This window comes from Streptomyces sp. NPDC044571, from assembly GCF_040647115.1.
GTDB lineage: Bacteria > Actinomycetota > Actinomycetes > Streptomycetales > Streptomycetaceae > Streptomyces.
Map to the genome: position 1 here is coordinate 122,763 of NZ_JBEZBN010000010.1, position 16,485 is coordinate 139,247.

A 16,485-nucleotide genomic window follows, 5' to 3' on the forward strand; every position below is an offset into this window, starting at 1 on the left:
CAAGTGGCCGTGCGCACCCGCGCACGGCCACCGCCGCTTCTGCGGCCGGGTCAGTCCAGGTAGTCGCGCAGCACTTGGGAGCGGGACGGGTGGCGCAGCTTCGACATCGTCTTGGACTCGATCTGGCGGATCCGCTCGCGCGTGACGCCGTAGACCTTGCCGATCTCGTCGAGGGTCTTCGGCTGGCCGTCCGTGAGGCCGAAGCGCATGGAGACCACGCCGGCCTCGCGCTCGCTCAGCGTGTCGAGCACCGAGTGCAGCTGCTCCTGCAGGAGCGTGAAGCTCACGGCGTCGGCCGGGACGACCGCCTCGGAGTCCTCGATGAGGTCGCCGAACTCGCTGTCGCCGTCCTCGCCGAGCGGGGTGTGCAGGGAGATGGGCTCACGGCCGTACTTCTGGACCTCGATGACCTTCTCCGGGGTCATGTCGAGTTCCTTGGCCAGCTCCTCCGGGGTGGGCTCGCGGCCCAGGTCCTGGAGCATCTGGCGCTGCACGCGGGCGAGCTTGTTGATGACCTCGACCATGTGCACGGGGATGCGGATGGTGCGGGCCTGGTCGGCCATGGCCCGGGTGATCGCCTGCCGGATCCACCAGGTCGCGTACGTGGAGAACTTGTAGCCCTTGGTGTAGTCGAACTTCTCGACCGCGCGGATCAGACCCAGGTTGCCCTCCTGGATCAGGTCCAGGAAGAGCATGCCGCGGCCGGTGTAGCGCTTGGCCAGGGAGACCACGAGGCGGAGGTTGGCCTCCAGCAGGTGGTTCTTGGCGCGCCGGCCGTCCTCGGCGATGATCTCCAGCTCACGCTTCAGCTTGGGCGCCAGCTTGTCGGAGTTGGCCAGCTTGTCCTCGGCGAACAGGCCCGCCTCGATCCGCTTGGCGAGCTCGACCTCCTGCTCGGCGTTGAGGAGGGGGACCTTGCCGATCTGCTTGAGGTAGTCCTTGACCGGGTCGGCGGTGGCGCCGGCCACGGCGACCTGCTGGGCCGGGGCGTCGTCCTCGTCGTCGGAGATGACGAAGCCCTTGCTCTCGCCGCCGTCCTCCTCGTCCTCGGCTTCGGCCTTGACCGGGCCGGGGCCCTCCTCAAGGACCTCTTCCTCGCCGGCCTCGTCGGCGTCCTTCTTGGCGGCGGTCTTCTTCGCCGCTGTCTTCTTCGCGGCGGTCTTCTTGGCGGGTGCGGCCTTCTTGGCCGCCGTCTTCTTCGCTGCCGCCTTCTTCGCGGCGGGCTCGGTGCCCGGCTCCTCGGCGAGGGCGTCCAGGGGCTCGGGCTCCGCCGTCTCGGCAGCCGCGGCCTCGGCGGCGGCGGTCCGCGCAGCCGTCGTCTTGGCCGCGACGGTCTTGGTGGCCGTCCGCTTCGCCGGGGTCTTCGCTGCGACGCTCTTGCGGGGGGCGCGCTTGGGCGACTCCGCGGCACTGACCATCAGCGTCACACCCTCTTCCTCAAGGATCTGGTTGAGGCTGCGCAGGACATTCTTCCACTGGGTCGCAGGAATCTGGTCAGCCTCGAAGGCCCGACGCACGTCATCGCCGGCGATCTGCCCCTCGGCCTTGCCCCGCTCGATGAGCGCCATCACAGACTCGGATTCGGCGATCTCCGGCGGGAGCGTACGGGATGTGCTGGCCGACACGAACAACCTCTCGGAACGATGGAAACGGCTTTCGACCCCGGCCTGGTGGTGCTGGACCGGAGCCGACGACCACCGACTGGGAATGGGCCGGGGGCGCGGGCAGGGGCCGGGGAGCTGCACAGCACCCGCAAGGGCTGCTGTCTTCCCTCCGTCGGCCATCACCTCTCTAGGTCATCGCGTGACCTCGCGGAGTGTTACGCCCCAATCTTCGTGGCCCGAGTCACACCCCGATGGGCGGATGCCGGTCGGCTCGTACGCACTGGTCGGCGCGGCCCGCCCGCAGCCCGGCCGCGGGCACGGCGCGGAGCCGGTGCCGGGCGGCTCCAGAGGGTCCCGGACGCTCCTGTCGCCGGGCCCGAACCGGACCCGGCGACACGTACGCGTACCCCCGCGACCCGCCCGACCGCCCTCAGTGCTCGCGCGGGGCGGGCACCACGCGCTCGACCTCCGGGTGCACCGTCAGGAGCTGGCGCATGGCGCTCTCGGCCCCGGTGGCGTCGCCGGCGGCGAGGGCCTCGACCATCCGTGCATGGTGGGCGACGCAGGCCTCGCTGGGCCGGTCACAGGAGGTGGCGGGGCTGCCGGACACCTGGAGGGCGGCGGAGACGATGCCGGAGAGGTGCTCCAGCATGCGGTTGCCGGCGACCTGGATGAGGAGCGCGTGGAACTCGTTGTCGGCGCGCACGAAGGTGATCGCGTCGCCCTGGCCGAGCGCGTGGCCCATGATCTCGACCATGTCGGCGAGGCGCTGCTGGATGTCGGGGCGGCCGTGGCCGGCGGCGAGACGGGCGGCGAGGGGCTCGATCGTCCAGCGGAGCTCGTTGAGCTCGCGGCGCTGGTCTTCGCGCTGGGGCCCGAAGGCGCGCCACTCGATGATGTCGGGATCGAGCAGGTTCCAGTCGGCGACGGGGCGGACGCGGGTGCCGACGTTGGGGCGGGCGCTGACGAGGCCCTTCGCCTCCAGGACCCGCAGCGATTCGCGGACCACGGTGCGGGAGACCTCGAAGCGCTGGCCGATCTCCTCGGGGACGAGCGGGCGGTCCGCGCCGAGGTCGCCGGCGACGATCATCTGGCCGAGCTGCTGGACGAGTTGGCCGTGCAGTCCGCGGCCGCGGCTGCCTGCCGCGCGGCGGCCCACGCGGCTCAACTCGACGTCGGCGCCGTCCCAGTGGGGCGCTCCGGCGCGGTCGGACCCGGGGGTCTCCGCGTAGGGGTAGCGGTCGAGTTCGCCCGGGCCGGCGAGGCCGGAATCGGCGTGGCGGGCGGCGGTCATCATGGTGTGCGCAAGGGTACTCACGAATCCTTTGTCGGTCGTGCCTCGATGTCCCTTGAGGTCTTTGGTGAAAAGCACACGAAAGGGTGATCGGTGCCACCTGCTCAATTGACGACTTATCGTAAAGAACCGGGCCTATTGCGCGGAGTTGCGATCCGCTTCGCGTGATGCGGGCACGATCGGTCCCGCGAGGGCCTTTACCGGTGCCTGAACGATCACCATCGGACTCGACTGCGCAGTCCTGTGAACCCATAGGCGCACAACAGGACCATCAGCGACAACACCAGTGCGGTGCCGACGGGTTGGGCCATCACCCGCAAGGCCCCCAGGACCAGGCGGTCCGCCTCCGGGGGCCACTGCGCCCAGGCCAGTCCGCGCAGCCGGGCCGCAAGCCCTGTGACGGGGTACGCGGAGGGCCCGTCCAGGGCCTTGCGCACGAGGGGGACGACCATCACGGGTACGGCGAGCACCGCGGCCAGCCCTGCGGTCGCCGACCGGAAGACGCCCGAGGCGAGCACACCGGCCCAGGAGCAGCCGATGAGCAGTCCGGCCCAACTCACGGCCGGTGAAACCCACTCGGCGGGGGTGCGCAGGGGGCCGCTGTCGAAGACGAGCCGCAGGGCAGCGGCGTCGACGGCGACCGCGAGGGCACCGAGCAGGAGGGCGAGGGCCGCGCCGACGGAGAGCTTGGCGGCGAGCAGGCCCAGGCGGCGCGGCACGGTGCCGCGGTCGGCGGCAAGCGCGGGGTAGCGGTACTCCTCACCGAAGGCCAGGGCACCGAGCAGCCCGGCGCCGAGCGCGGCGGGCGGCAGGGGCAGCAGCTCGGGCCAGGCAGCGAGCAGCCGGTTCTGCGGGGTGTGGCCGGCCCGGGCCAGCACGAGGGAGGTGACGGCGGAGACGGCGACGACCACGGCCGCTGTCAGCACGGGGGCGGACGTGCTGGAGACGCGGCGCAGCTCGTAGCGCAGCGGCCGCAGCGGCCCGCCGACCCTGCGCACCGCCGACGGCGGGCGGCCGGAGCGCGCTTCCGCCGGCCGCGGGTTTCCCGGGGCGGGCGGGTCCCCGGCTTCGGTGGCGGACGCGTCGGCGGGGGCGGCAGGGGCGGCGCGCTCGGCGGGGATGGCGGGGGCACTGCGGTCGGCGGGGGCGGCGCGGTCGGCGGCGCCCGGTTCGGTGCGGGCCGAGGGTACCGGGCGGCCCGTCGCGCCGGTGTCTCCCGTGGGCCCTGTCTCGTCGGCCAGCTGATGGACCAGGACGCCGTTGCGGAAGGCCGCCTCACCGACCTCGGCGCAGGTGCTGCCGTACACCGACAGGCGGCTCCCGCTCTCCTCGACGATCTCGACCGCGCGCTGGGCAGCCCGCGCCTCCCGGCCCAGTACGTCGGCCAGCCGGGCGGCGTGCGGGGTGCGCACGGCGACCCGCGGCCGCAGCCGGGTCCGGGCGAACTCGGCCGCGTCCTGGTCGGCGACGAGCCGACCGGCCTCGATGCTGACGACCCGGTCGGCCACACGGACGGCCTCCTTCGCGTCGTCGGTGGTGAAGAGGACCGCGCCGCCGAGCGAGGCGTGCCCGCGCAGCAGCCCGTGCAGCCAGCCGCGTTCGCGGGGCGGGATTCCGGCAGCGGGCTCGTCGAGCAGCAGGGTGCAGGGGTCGGCGAGCAGCGCCGCGGCCAGCCCCACCCGGCGTTCCATGCCGAGGGAGAGCGAACCGAGCCGCTGGTCCCGCAGGCCCGCGATGCCGACGACTTCGAGCATCGTGTCGGCCCGGGAGGCCGGGACCCCGGCGGCGGCGCACAGCATCCGCAGCTGGCTGCGCACCGTCCGCGACGGATGGCCGGGGACGTCGCCGAGCAGCACGCCGACCTCACGGACGGGATACGGGATCCGGTGCAGCGGGCGACCGCGGAAGTAGGTGACGCCGCGGCCCGGTTCGAGTTCGAGCATGAGCCGCAAGGCGGTGGTCTTACCCGAACCCGGCTCGCCGAGCAGGGCGGTCACAGCTCCCGGGCGGGCCTCGAAGCTGAGGTCGTCCACGAGGGGCGGGAGGTCTCGACGGGGGGTGCTGGTGAGTCCGATGGCCTGGATCATCGCTTCTCTCGCGGGGTGTGAGACCGCTCTGCGGCAGCGTGAATACCAGCAGCAAGATAACGCGATATGTCCGATTTTCGAGGCACCGGGCCCACATGCGCTCCCGTGTCGACGCGGGAGCCGCCCCCGGTGTGGCCGCGTCAGACTTCCGGACGCAGCATCGGCGGGTTGAGCAGGGTCGCCCCGCCGGCGCGGAACAGCTGTGCGGGCCGCCCGCCCTGACGGGTCGTCGTCCCCCCGGCCGGCACCAGGAACCCGGGTGTGCCGGTGACCTTGCGGTGGAAGTTGCGGGGGTCGAGCGCCACACCCCACACCGCTTCGTAGACGCGCCGCAGCTCGCCGACGGTGAACTCGGGGGGGCAGAACGCGGTGGCCAGGGAGGAGTATTCGATCTTGGAGCGGGCCCGCTCCACGCCGTCGGCGAGGATGGTGGCGTGGTCGAAGGCGAGCCCGGCGGCCTCCTGGTCCTCCACGGCCAGCAGTTCGTCGATCGGGGCCCACCGCGCGCTGTTGGCGTCGCCGCCCGCGCGCGGCGCGGGCAGGTCCGGAGCGAGCACCAGGTGCGCCACGCTGACGACGCGCATCCGCGGATCGCGCTTCGGATCGCCGTACGTGGCGAGCTGCTCCAGATGCGCCCCGTTGCCCGCGCCGGGCTGGGCGGGGTCGTGCGCGCACAGGCCGGTTTCCTCGGAGAGCTCCCTGGCGGCGGCCGCCGCCAGGTCCTCGTCCTCGCGGACGAAGCCGCCGGGCAGGGCCCAGCGTCCCTGGAACGGCTGCTCACCCCGCCGGACGACCAGCGCACAGAGCGCATGGCGCCGCACGGTGAGCACGACCAGGTCGACGGTGACAGCGAAGGGCGGATAGGCCGACGGGTCGTAGGGCGACATGCCGCGATCATAGTCGTCTGCCTGACGATAAACAGAGCTTTGGGAGCCTGAAGGCGGCAATCCACGGGTTACCCGCCCAGCTGGAGCGCATCTGCCGCCTCCTCCACCATCCCGAGGCCGAGCCGGCTGATCCGGACGGCAAAGGGTTCTCCCGCCACCCGCAGTCCCGAGAGTCTCAGGGCGCCGAGCGGAGCACCGGCCAGGGGGACGAGGGCGACCGTGCCTGCGGGAGCATCCGGCCGGATCCCGGCGAGGGCCGTCAAGGCGTGCACCCCGGCGGCCGCGGCCACGGCGGCGGGGCGGCAGGCCGCCGGGTGCGGGAGCGGCACACTGCCGAGGGTGCGCTGCTCGGCGGCGTACATCTCTGGCAGCCGGTACCCGAAGCTCTCCGCCGCGTCGAGCAGCCCGCGCAGCAGCCCGGCGGCCTCCTTCTCGAAGCCGGCTTGGGCGAGCCCGGCGACGGCGACCGCGCTCTCGTACGCACGCACCGCGCCCGAGCGGTGGCCGAACGGGTTGTGCCCCGGCTCCCGGGAGGCCATGCTCCGCAGCCCCCACCCGGAATCCATGGCCGGCGCTCCGAGGAGGCGGGCGAGCTGTTCGGTGCGCACCCGGTCGAGCAGCCCCGGGGCGAGGGCGCCGCCGCCCAGCAGTCCGGTGTCGAGCAGGTGGGCGGCGGCCCCGGTCAGGCGGGGCAGGGGCCGCCCGTCGGGGTGCAGGGCGGCGGCGGGCCGTCCGCCGTCCGGGCCGTCGAGCCAGAAGCTCTCGCGGAACCGCTCGCGCAGCTGCGCCGCCCACTCCCGCCACGCGTCGGCGCCGGGCCGCCCGCACCCCTCCAGCAGGTCGGCGCCGAGCAGGGCGGCCCGGTGGGCGTGGGCCTGGGTTTCACAGCGCCGCGGCCCCGGGTCGGGATCGGCGAGCAACCCGTCCTCCCCCAGCGCCGCCCGCAGCCAGCCCAGGCACCGCTCCGCCGCCGGGAGCAGCCGCGCCACCTCCTCCTCGGGCAGTCCCCAGCGCCGGGCCTCGGCGAGCACCGCCGGGAAGGCGAGGGTCGCCTCCGTGCCGGTGCACCCCGGCGGGAGGTGCGGGCCCCCTCCGCGCAGCGGCCCCGGGATCCTGCCCGCGTCGGGGCCGCTGCCTCCGGTCTGGGTCCGGGCCAGGGTGCGCAGGGTGGCCGCGGCCAGCCCGGTCCCGAGCGGCAGCGCCATCCTGGCGGCCCACAGGGATTCGGCCGGAGCCAGTCCGAGCCGCCACGGCACCCCCGCCGCGGCGAAAGCGTCGGCCGGTTCGTCCCGGTCGCGCAGCAGCAGCGCTCCGAGGTCCGCGACGCTGGACCGGAACCATGCCTCGGCCCGCGGGTCGTCCCCCTCGGCGCGGGCGTCCGCCAGCGGATTCGCCACCTGGCCGGCCGGAGCCCGCCCGGCCCGGGCCTGGCTGGTCCGCAGCTCGATGGTGCGGGACTCGCCGGGCCCGAGCTCCAGCTGCCAGCGCAGCAGCCCCGCCGAGGCGAGCGCGTCGTCCGGGGCGGGCTCGGCGGCGACCACGGCCTGGGCCTCCCCGGTGCTCCAGCGCAGCCCTGCGGCGTGGACCCCGGCCGGCAGCTCCGGCCCCGAGCGGCCCGCGGCCACCGCTGCCAGCTCGGCCAGGTCGGTGCCGAGCGACACCTCCACAGGAAGCCGTACCGGACGGGTGGTGAAACTGCGCAGGGTGATCCGCTCGGTCCCGTCAGCGTGCCGGACCCGCTCCACCCCGATGTCGGGATCGGGGCCCGTTTCGGCTCCCGTGCGGACGGTCGCGGTGAAGGCGGCCCGGTCCGCGCCGAGGCTGCGCCCCTGGACGGCGACGGGATCCCGCCCGCCGACGCGCAGCACGCAGCGCGACAGCAGCCGGCGCCCCGAGCGGTAGATCCCGTCGATTCCCCGGCCCGTGAGCTGGCCGTGCTCGGGCGAGATGACAAGGCAGGGCGCGGCGACGCAGATGACGGCGCCGTGCACCGGCGGCAACTCGGGCCTGCGGGCGGGCGGTACGGGGTGAGCCATGGGTCGCCTTGTCTGGGCTGTGTGCGTTCGGGCTGTCTTCGCTCCGGTGGGTTTCGCCGGGCGGCGGAGCGGACGGGGCCCCACCGCCCTCCTCCAGGGGAACGCCCCCGCCCCCGCCCGGGTCACGGTGCGGGGGAGCCCCCGGCCCCCCGGTGGAGCAAGCCGCGGGCACAGCCGGAGCGCGGAGCACCGGTGGAGCGGCCGTCGCAGGGTGGCGTCCGCGAGGATCCGGCACACGGCCCCGGCCCGGCCCCGGCTCACTGCTCGCTCCCCGCGGTGCGGCGGGACGCGCGGCGCCCCTGCCGACCCCTGTGGCCCGGCGGCCGGGTGGCGGCGGCCCGCTTGCGGCGGGGTTCCCTGCGCCGCCGCTCCTCGCGCAGGCAGGCCCGCAGCCCTTCCGGATCGATGCCTTCGTTGCAGGCGTGGTGGAGGAGCTGGGCGAAGCGGTATTCGGCATCGGCCTCCAGGGCCATCCCGAGGGCGATCCGGGCGGTCGGCTCGTCCCCGGTGGACCAGGAGACCCATCCGGCGAGGGTGAGCGGGGCGGCCGCGTGCTCCCCGTAGGCACCGACGCAGCGCCGGGCCAGGGCGCGCCACAGGCGCAGGGCGGGGGCGGCCTCCTCGTCCTCCATCCATTCGGCGGCGATGTCCCGGATCTCCCGGTCCTGGAGTCCGAGGATCAGCGAGGCGGCCTCATCGTGCCCGAGCAGGGCGTCGTCCCACTCGTCGGCCCGGGGGCCTGCCTCCACGGGCGGCGCGAGGGTCATCCGCTGCATCAGGGTGCGGGCCAGTGTGACCGTCTCCGCGCCGACCTCCTGGCGGGTCGCCCCGTCGAGGATCTTCGGCACGAGGGCGGCGGCCGCCCGGTCCAGGGCCCGTTCCATTTCGGCGGCGACCGGCCCGCACAGGGGGGCCAGGCGGCCTTCGATCTCGCGCAGCGAGCCGCGGACCCGCAGGCCGGCGAAGGTCGCGGTGGCCGCCATGACGGAGGTTCCGGTCGCGGCCAGCGGCCTGCCCTCCGCCGGGCAGCAGCGCTCGTCGGGGCAGCAGTACGACCAGTACCGCCCGCCGGAGAGGCAGAGCGCCTCCAGTACGGGCACGTCGAGCGCCCCGCAGGCGAGCCGGATGCGCTGGGCGAGCGGCCTCAGCCGGGTCATCACCCGCTGGCCGCTCTCGCCGCCGGCCGGGTCCTGGCAGAGGAAGACGACGATCCCGTCGGGCTTGCCCGCGCGCCGCTCGCTGCCCCGCACCAGGCACTCGGCGGCCTGACGGGCGGTGTCCTCCCATTCCGCGGGGGCGGTGGGGATGCCGACGCGGAGCCGGCCGCCGAAGCGCCCGCCCTCGCCGTGCACGGCGACCATGACGAGGGAGTCGGTGGGATGGAAGCCGAGCATGTAGGGCAGCGCGTCGGCCAGCTCGGCCGGGCTGCGCAGGGTGATCTGCGGATCGGTGGTGGAGCCGGCCCGGCCGGACGGCCCGGACGGGCTGATGGAGGGCCGGTCGGACGGGGTGCGCGGTTCGTGGTTCTTCGTCATGGCTCGACGGTCCCGTGCACGGTCCGATCCGGAAACCCCTGTGGATAAGTGTTGACTGTTCAACATCCACAGATTTGGACGGCCATTGGCGCGATGTCACAGGCATCGGGTTGCATGGGGGCATGAACGCAGACCTGAGGTCCTCGGCCGACTCCGTACTGGCCCGTCTCGTGGGCGACCCCACGGGCGCCGCCCGACTGCGCGAGGACCAGTGGCGGGCGATCGAGGCCCTCGTCGCGCACAAGCGGCGCGCCTTGGTGGTCCAGCGCACCGGCTGGGGCAAGTCCGCGGTGTACTTCGTCGCCACCTCGCTGCTGCGGGCGAGCGGCGCCGGCCCCACGGTCATCGTCTCGCCGCTGCTCGCGCTGATGCGCAATCAGGTGGAGGCGGCCGCCCGCGCCGGCATCCACGCCCGCACCATCAACTCGGCCAACCCCGAGGAGTGGGAGACCATCCAGGACGAGGTCGCGGCGGGCGAGGTCGACGTCCTGCTGGTGAGCCCGGAGCGGCTCAACAACCCCGACTTCCGCGATCAGGTACTGCCCAAGCTCTCCGCTGTGACCGGCCTGCTCGTCGTGGACGAGGCCCACTGCATCTCCGACTGGGGCCACGACTTCCGCCCCGACTACCGGCGGCTGCGCACGATGCTGGCCGATCTGCCGCCCGGCGTTCCGGTGCTGGCCACGACCGCCACGGCGAACGCCCGGGTGACCGCGGACGTCGCCGAGCAGCTGGGCACCGGAGCCGGCACGGACGCGCTGGTGCTGCGCGGCCCGCTGGACCGCGAGAGCCTCAGCCTCGCGGTGCTGACCCTGCCCGACGCGGCCCACCGGCTCGCCTGGCTCGCCGACCACCTGGGGGAACTTCCGGGTTCCGGGATCATCTACACCCTGACGGTGGCCGCCGCCGAGGAGGTCACCACCTACCTGCGCCACCGCGGGCACACCGTGTCCTCGTACACCGGCAAGACGGAGAACGCGGAGCGCCAGCAGGCGGAGGAGGATCTCCAGGCCAACCGGGTCAAGGCGCTGGTGGCCACCTCGGCCCTCGGGATGGGCTTCGACAAGCCGGACCTGGGCTTCGTGGTGCACTTGGGCTCGCCCTCCTCCCCCATCGCCTACTACCAGCAGGTCGGCCGCGCCGGCCGCGGCGTGGAGCACGCGGAGGTCCTGCTGCTGCCGGGCCGTGAGGACGAGGCGATCTGGCAGTACTTCGCCTCGGTGGCCTTCCCGCCCGAGGAGCAGGTGCGCCGCACCCTGGACGTCCTGGCGCATGCGGGCCGACCGCTGTCGCTGCCTGCGATGGAGCCGCTGGTCGACCTGCGGCGCACCAGGCTGGAGACCATGCTCAAGGTCCTCGACGTGGACGGCGCCGTGCACAGGGTCAAGGGCGGCTGGACCTCGACGGGCGAGCCCTGGGTGTACGACACCGAGCGCTACGCCTGGGTGGCCCGTCAGCGCGCCGCCGAGCAGCAGGCGATGCGCGACTACGCGGCGACCACCGGCTGCCGGATGGAGTTCCTGCGCCGCCAGTTGGACGACGAGGAGGCGGCGCCCTGCGGCCGCTGCGACAACTGCGCCGGCGCCCGCTTCACTGCGGGGGTCTCGGACGCGGCGCTGGACACCGCCCGCGGCGAGCTGAGCCGGCCGGGCGTCGAGCTGGAGCCGCGCAAGATGTGGCCGACCGGCCTCGCCGCCGTCGGGGTGGACCTCAAAGGCCGTATCCCCGCAGGAGAACAGGCCGCAACCGGGCGGGCGCTGGGCCGGCTCTCCGACATCGGCTGGGGCAATCGGCTGCGGCCGATGCTCGACCCCCATGCTCCGGATCAGCCGGTGCCGGACGACGTGGCGCAGGCCGTGGTGGCCGTGCTCGCCGACTGGGCGCGCGGACCGGGCGGTTGGGCCTCGGGGGCACCGGACGCACCGGCCCGGCCGGTGGGTGTGGTCTGCCTGCCTTCGCGCAGCCGTCCCCAGCTGGTCGGCTCGCTCGCGGCGCGGATCGCCGAGGTCGGGCGGATCCCGCTGTTCGGTTCGGTCGCGTACACGGACCAGGTCCCGGAGTTCGGGCTGCCCTCCTCGAACAGCGCCCAGCGGGTGCGTGGACTCCACCAGGCACTGGCCGTCCCTCCGGCGCTGGCGGAGGCACTGGCCCGGGCGCAGGGCCCGGTCTTCCTCGTGGACGACCGCGCGGAGAGCGGATGGACCCTCGCGGTGGCCGCCCGGCTGCTGCGGAAGGCCGGAGCAGAGGGCGTGTTTCCGCTGGTGCTGGCACTCCAGGGGTAGCCGAGGAGTCGTCAGCGGCGTGGCGGGGCAAGGATATGAACGGCATACCGGCGAATTCCGGTCGGCGGCGCCAATTGCTCGTTGCCGCATGCTCTCGGGCCACGCGAGAATTGGGGTGCTCCCGCTCGGCTCGACGGCGCTCTCCTGAGCCCTGCCGCGGCGTGCCCGCACTCCAGCTGTGCCCGTCCGCGGGCGTGTACCCGAAGGGAGGACCGTGACCTTCGGATTCGCCCCGCCCTCGACGTCACTGACCATGGCCGCCGGTGGCAGAAGCCGACACGGCAGACTGCTGGAACCCGCCGAGTGGACGGCGGCCGGCATACCGCTGCTGCGCAATCCCCGCGAGATCGTCAGCGGGCTGCACTCCCGGCACAGCCCCGAGCCCTCCACCGCGGTGATCGCCGTCCTCGGCCCGGAGGAGCGACTCGTCGCCAGCGCCTCCTTCGTGCAGCGGTCGGCCTCGGCCGACGGCTGGGACTACCGCAACGCCCTCCTGGCGCGGCTGCGCCGGGTCCTCCCGCACGACCTGCGGCGCCGTACCCCGGTACGGACGGCAGTGCTGATGTACTGCCGTGAGGGCGACGAACGCTGGACCGAGGAGGACGGCGCCTGGATGTGGGGGCTGCGGGACGCCTGCACCCTGCACGGACTCCGCTGCGGCGCGTACATCACGCTGACCCGCGGCGGCTGGCAGGTGCTCGGCGAAGGCCGGGGCGGCCGGCATCCGAGCTCGGACTCGCGGCCCGGACGGCTCGGCGACGCCGGAGCCGAGTTCGCCCCGCTGACCCTGCGGACCGGCGGCGGCGCGAGCGAGGCCCTTCGCCATACCGCCGCACGCTGACCCCGGGCGCGCTGACGGTCCGGCCCGGGACATCAGCGGGGCCGGCTCCCGGCCGGCCCCACCCCATGCCCCGTCCCGTGCTCGCGCCGGGTCACGGGGTGTCAGACGCCCGCGCCCAGCACGCTGTTGATCTGCTGGGGATCCCCGCACACGATGAGCAGCGCGCCCGCTCGGGCGAGTGCGACCGGCAGTGCGGTGGCTGTCGCCTCGACCGGTCCACCGTTCGCCGCGAAGACCACGACCGGACGGCCGGCGGCGCGCTTGACCTGCACCGCATCCGCGTAGAAGACGTCGTCCCGGGCATCGTGCTGGGCCCAGTACGCGGCCTCGCCGAAGGACAGTTCGTGGGCGGCCCACGGGTGCGGGTCGCCGGTGGTGAGCACCAGGATGTCACCGGGCGCGCGCCCGGTGTCGAGCAGCAGGTCGACGGCCTCTTCGGCCGCGTCCAGCGCACCCTCGGCGGAGGCCGGGATCAGCTGGATCTGCGGCACCGCCGCCGAGACGGACGGTGCGGTCGTGGCTGCGGAAGCGGGTCCCGGGGTGGCGGCCTGCGGCGCGCGCTGCGCGGGCGGTGCGGGCCGGGCGGGACCGGGGCGCCCGGGCCGCGGAACTGCGGCGGGACGCGGACCAGGTACGGGGCGGGGGGTCTGCGCGGTGCGGCTCGCGGCCGGGGTGACGCGGGGACCCTGGGCACTCTCGTGAATCTGAGGCTCCTCGGGGGTGAGAGGCATGAGTTGATGTCTATCAAACACCGGTACGAAACGTACCGGCGGGTGGCACGTGGGTGCGATCAGAAATCGAAGCCGAGTTGGCCTCCGTTTTCCAGCTCCAACGCTTCCTCGCTGCGGCGCACCTTCTTCAAGTGGCGCCAGCGGGGCAGCGCGTCGAGGTAGGCCCAGGAGAGCCGGTGGTAGGGCGTGGGCCCCCGCTCCTCCAGCGCCGCCCGGTGCACCGGCGAGGGATAGCCGGCGTTGTCGGCGAAGGCGAAGTCCTCGAAACCGCCGCCGAGTTCACCGAGTTGGGCCATCATCCGGTCGCGCCTGACCTTGGCGATCACCGAGGCCGCCGCGACCGCGACGCAGGACTGGTCGCCCTTGATCACCGTACGGACCTGCCAGGGGCGGCCGAGGTAGTCGTGCTTGCCGTCGAGTATCACCGCGTCGGGCCGTACCGGCAGCGCCCCCAGGGCGCGCTCCGCGGCGAGCCTCAGTGCGGCGGTCATCCCGAGTTGGTCGATCTCCTCCGGGGAGGCGTGGCCCAGGGCGTAGGCGGTGACCCACTTCTCCAGGACGTCGAGGAGCGCGTCGCGTCGCTTGTGGGTGAGGAGCTTGGAGTCGGTCAGCCCTTCGGGCGGCCGGCGCAGACCGGTGATCGCCGCACACACGGTGACCGGACCGGCCCAGGCCCCGCGTCCGACTTCGTCGACCCCGGCGATGATCTTGGCGCCGGTGGTTGCGCGGATCGAGCGCTCGACGGTGTGGGTGGGTGCTTCGTACGGCATGGCGCCAGCAAGGTTACGCCGCCCCGCGCCGCCTGCACACCCCGGCCCGGGCGCAGTCCGCCCGACGCCTCACGCCCTGAGCAGCGGGACCATCACCTGGTCGATCAATTCCGCGATGTCCGGATCGGCCCATTCGCTCCCGCACACCTTCGCGCGGTACATCAGCATCGCCGGAATCACGTCGACCACAAGCGGACCCGTCGCGTCCGAGCGGACGTCCCCCCGCGCGATGCCGCGCCGGACGAGCTCGCCGATCAGCCTGTGGGCGGGCTCGTGAAGGCCTGCCCGGATCACGTCATGGAAGCGGTCCGCATGGGCGTGGTCGCATTCGTGAAGGACTGCTCGCAGGGCCTGACCTGCCCGGGACTCCATCACATCACGCATCCGCACACACAACCGGAAGAGGTCGTCCCGGATCGATCCGAGGTCGGGTATCACCCCGACCGGCGGCAGCCCGGTCCGCAGCACCTCGGCCACGAGGTCCGCCTTCGAGGGCCAGCGCCGGTAGAGGGCGGCCTTGCCGGTGTGGGCGGCCGCCGCGACCCCCTCCATGGTGAGCGCGTTCCAGCCAACGGTGCTCAACTGCTCCAAGGCGGCGTCGAGGATGGCCCGTTCGAGTTCCGGACCCCGTCTGCGCCCCGTTGGCGTGACCGACCAGCGCGAACCCACCATCACCCCTACCTCCGACCGGCCCCGGCGCCGCTCGCACGCATTTTCAGCCTTAGTGAACGGTTGCGTTCACTAACTGCGGTCTCCTACCGTGGAGCCCCCAGTGAACGGATGCGTTCACTATTTCACTATGGGGGGTACCACGGTGAAAAGCTCTCCACTCGCCCCGTCCCGAATACCGGGCGCCGCCCGCCGGGAAGGGCGCCCCGGCGTGGCGCTCGCCGTCATCGCCGCGTGTCAGCTCATGGTCGTCCTCGACGCGACGATCGTGAACATCGCACTCCCGCACATCCAGACCGCGCTGTCCTTCTCGACCACCGACCTCTCCTGGGTGATCAGCGCGTACACGCTCGCCTTCGGAGGCCTGCTCCTGCTCGGGGGCCGGGCCGGCGACATCCTCGGGCGCCGCCGGGTCTTCCTCACCGGCATCCTGCTCTTCACCCTGGCCTCCCTGCTCGGCGGCTTCGCCCAGGAGCCCTGGCAGCTGCTGGCCGCCCGCGCCCTCCAGGGGGTCGGCGGCGCGATCGCGTCGCCGACCTCGCTGGCCCTGATCACCACGACCTTCGCCGAAGGGCCCGCCCGCAACCGTGCCTTCGGGGTGTTCGCCGCCGTCTCCGCGGGCGGCGGCGCGATCGGCCTGCTGGCCGGCGGCATGCTGACCGAATGGCTCGACTGGCGCTGGGTGCTCTTCGTCAACGTGCCGATCGGCCTGCTGATCGCCGTGCTCACCCCGCTGTACATCACCGAGTCCGAGCGCCACCCGGGCCGGTTCGACATCGCCGGCGCCCTCACCTCCACCGGAGGCATGGCCTCCCTGGTCTACGGGTTCATCCGCGCCTCGGAGGACGGCTGGCGCGACGGGCTCACCCTCGTCTCGTTCGCCGCGGCCGTCGTCCTGCTCGCGCTGTTCGTGTCCATCGAGGCACGGGCCCACGAGCCGATCATCCCGCTGCGGATGTTCGCCGACCGCAACCGGGCCGGAACGTACCTGATCATGCTCGGCCTGGCCGCCGCGATGTTCGGCATGTTCTTCTTCATCGTCCAGTTCGTGCAGAACGTGCTCGGCTTCTCGCCGATCCAGTCGGGACTCGGCTTCCTGCCGGTAACCGCGGCGATCATCACCGCCGCCGGCCTCTCGCAGCGCTTCCTGCCGCGGCTCGGCCCCAAGCCCTTCATGGTGGCCGGATCCGCGCTCACCGGCGTCGGCCTCGCCTGGCTGACCCTCATCCGGACCGACAGCTCCTACGTCTCCGGAGTCCTCGGGCCGATGCTGCTGTTCGGCTTCGGCATGGGCCTGAACTTCGTGACCCTGACCCTCACCGCCGTCTCCGGAGTGGCCCAGCGGGAAGCCGGCGCGGCCTCCGGGCTGCTCAACGCCAGCCAGCAGGTAGGCGGCTCGCTCGGGCTGTCGATCCTGGTCACCGTCTTCGGCACGTCGAGCCGCAACGAGGCGCACCAGCAGGTACCGGCCTTCCTGGAGCACGCGGATCCGGATCAGTTGGCGGCCTTCAAGCAGACCGGACGGCTGCCCGACCCCTGGGGCGACCTCGTCCTGACCCAGGGCATCTCCACCGCCTTCACGGCGGCCGTGGCCATGGCCGGGCTCGCCCTGGCCACCGCGCTGATCGTGATCCGGGTACGCAAGAGCGACCTGGCCGCGCTCAACGGAGCCGCCGCCGAGGCCGGTCCGCCGGCCTGAACCGGGCGCCCCGTACGGCAGGCCCGGCCGCGGGATCCCCTCCCCCGGCC

The 16,485-nt window shown here is 73.6% G+C and carries 12 protein-coding genes; 3 read left to right on the forward strand and 9 right to left on the reverse strand.

Going from position 1 to position 16,485, the window contains the following annotated elements:
• Positions 1 to 50 precede the first annotated feature (50 nt).
• From AB0B01_RS08085 to AB0B01_RS08110, 6 genes are all read right to left on the reverse strand, one after another.
• A complete protein-coding gene (locus tag AB0B01_RS08085; protein WP_361714092.1) occupies positions 51 to 1,625 on the reverse strand; it encodes an RNA polymerase sigma factor in 1,575 nt (524 codons plus the stop codon).
• A gap of 409 nt (positions 1,626 to 2,034) precedes the next feature.
• Entirely contained in the window at positions 2,035 to 2,922 is an 888-nt protein-coding gene (locus AB0B01_RS08090) for a FadR/GntR family transcriptional regulator (RefSeq protein ID WP_361714094.1), read from the reverse strand.
• Positions 2,923 to 3,113: 191 nt separating this feature from the next.
• Entirely contained in the window at positions 3,114 to 4,985 is a 1,872-nt protein-coding gene (locus AB0B01_RS08095) for an ABC transporter ATP-binding protein (RefSeq protein WP_361714097.1), read from the reverse strand.
• Positions 4,986 to 5,125: 140 nt separating this feature from the next.
• Positions 5,126 to 5,872: an NUDIX domain-containing protein gene (locus tag AB0B01_RS08100; protein WP_361714100.1), complete on the reverse strand. Its 747-nt coding sequence runs from the start codon at positions 5,870 to 5,872 to the stop codon at positions 5,126 to 5,128.
• Positions 5,873 to 5,940: 68 nt separating this feature from the next.
• Positions 5,941 to 7,908, reverse strand: a complete 1,968-nt coding sequence (locus AB0B01_RS08105) for a glycogen debranching N-terminal domain-containing protein (protein ID WP_361714103.1) — start codon at positions 7,906 to 7,908, stop codon at positions 5,941 to 5,943.
• 257 nt (positions 7,909 to 8,165) lie between these two features.
• On the reverse strand, positions 8,166 to 9,443 hold the full coding sequence (locus AB0B01_RS08110; protein WP_361714106.1) for a DUF4192 domain-containing protein: 1,278 nt from the start codon (positions 9,441 to 9,443) through the stop codon (positions 8,166 to 8,168).
• Between the two features lie 122 nt (positions 9,444 to 9,565).
• On the opposite strand from AB0B01_RS08110, the gene AB0B01_RS08115 reads away from it, so the two are divergent.
• Positions 9,566 to 11,725, forward strand: coding sequence for a RecQ family ATP-dependent DNA helicase (locus tag AB0B01_RS08115; RefSeq protein ID WP_361714109.1), 2,160 nt, complete (start codon positions 9,566 to 9,568; stop codon positions 11,723 to 11,725).
• Positions 11,726 to 11,939: 214 nt separating this feature from the next.
• Entirely contained in the window at positions 11,940 to 12,566 is a 627-nt protein-coding gene (locus AB0B01_RS08120) for a hypothetical protein (protein WP_361714111.1), read from the forward strand.
• A gap of 101 nt (positions 12,567 to 12,667) precedes the next feature.
• Here AB0B01_RS08120 and AB0B01_RS08125 read toward each other — a convergent pair whose 3' ends face one another.
• From AB0B01_RS08125 to AB0B01_RS08135, 3 genes are all read right to left on the reverse strand, one after another.
• Positions 12,668 to 13,297: a hypothetical protein gene (locus AB0B01_RS08125; protein WP_361714114.1), complete on the reverse strand. Its 630-nt coding sequence runs from the start codon at positions 13,295 to 13,297 to the stop codon at positions 12,668 to 12,670.
• 59 nt (positions 13,298 to 13,356) lie between these two features.
• Positions 13,357 to 14,067: a ribonuclease HII gene (locus tag AB0B01_RS08130; protein ID WP_361714117.1), complete on the reverse strand. Its 711-nt coding sequence runs from the start codon at positions 14,065 to 14,067 to the stop codon at positions 13,357 to 13,359.
• Between the two features lie 69 nt (positions 14,068 to 14,136).
• On the reverse strand, positions 14,137 to 14,739 hold the full coding sequence (locus AB0B01_RS08135) for a TetR/AcrR family transcriptional regulator (RefSeq protein WP_361714120.1): 603 nt from the start codon (positions 14,737 to 14,739) through the stop codon (positions 14,137 to 14,139).
• A 142-nt stretch (positions 14,740 to 14,881) separates the two neighbouring features.
• On the opposite strand from AB0B01_RS08135, the gene AB0B01_RS08140 reads away from it, so the two are divergent.
• Positions 14,882 to 16,435: an MFS transporter gene (locus AB0B01_RS08140; RefSeq protein ID WP_361714135.1), complete on the forward strand. Its 1,554-nt coding sequence runs from the start codon at positions 14,882 to 14,884 to the stop codon at positions 16,433 to 16,435.
• The last annotated feature ends 50 nt before the right edge of the window (positions 16,436 to 16,485 follow it).

Excerpts from the sequence above, each read along its gene's own strand:
- AB0B01_RS08130 (WP_361714117.1), bottom strand. The coding sequence starts at position 14,067 with ATGCCGTACGAAGCACCCACCCACACCGTCGAGCGCTCGATCCGCGCA.
- AB0B01_RS08100 (WP_361714100.1), bottom strand. The coding sequence starts at position 5,872 with ATGTCGCCCTACGACCCGTCGGCCTATCCGCCCTTCGCTGTCACCGTC.
- AB0B01_RS08125 (WP_361714114.1), bottom strand. The coding sequence starts at position 13,297 with ATGCCTCTCACCCCCGAGGAGCCTCAGATTCACGAGAGTGCCCAGGGT.
- AB0B01_RS08135 (WP_361714120.1), bottom strand. The coding sequence starts at position 14,739 with ATGGTGGGTTCGCGCTGGTCGGTCACGCCAACGGGGCGCAGACGGGGT.
- AB0B01_RS08095 (WP_361714097.1), bottom strand. The coding sequence starts at position 4,985 with ATGATCCAGGCCATCGGACTCACCAGCACCCCCCGTCGAGACCTCCCG.
- AB0B01_RS08110 (WP_361714106.1), bottom strand. The coding sequence starts at position 9,443 with ATGACGAAGAACCACGAACCGCGCACCCCGTCCGACCGGCCCTCCATC.
- AB0B01_RS08115 (WP_361714109.1), top strand. The coding sequence starts at position 9,566 with ATGAACGCAGACCTGAGGTCCTCGGCCGACTCCGTACTGGCCCGTCTC.
- AB0B01_RS08105 (WP_361714103.1), bottom strand. The coding sequence starts at position 7,908 with ATGGCTCACCCCGTACCGCCCGCCCGCAGGCCCGAGTTGCCGCCGGTG.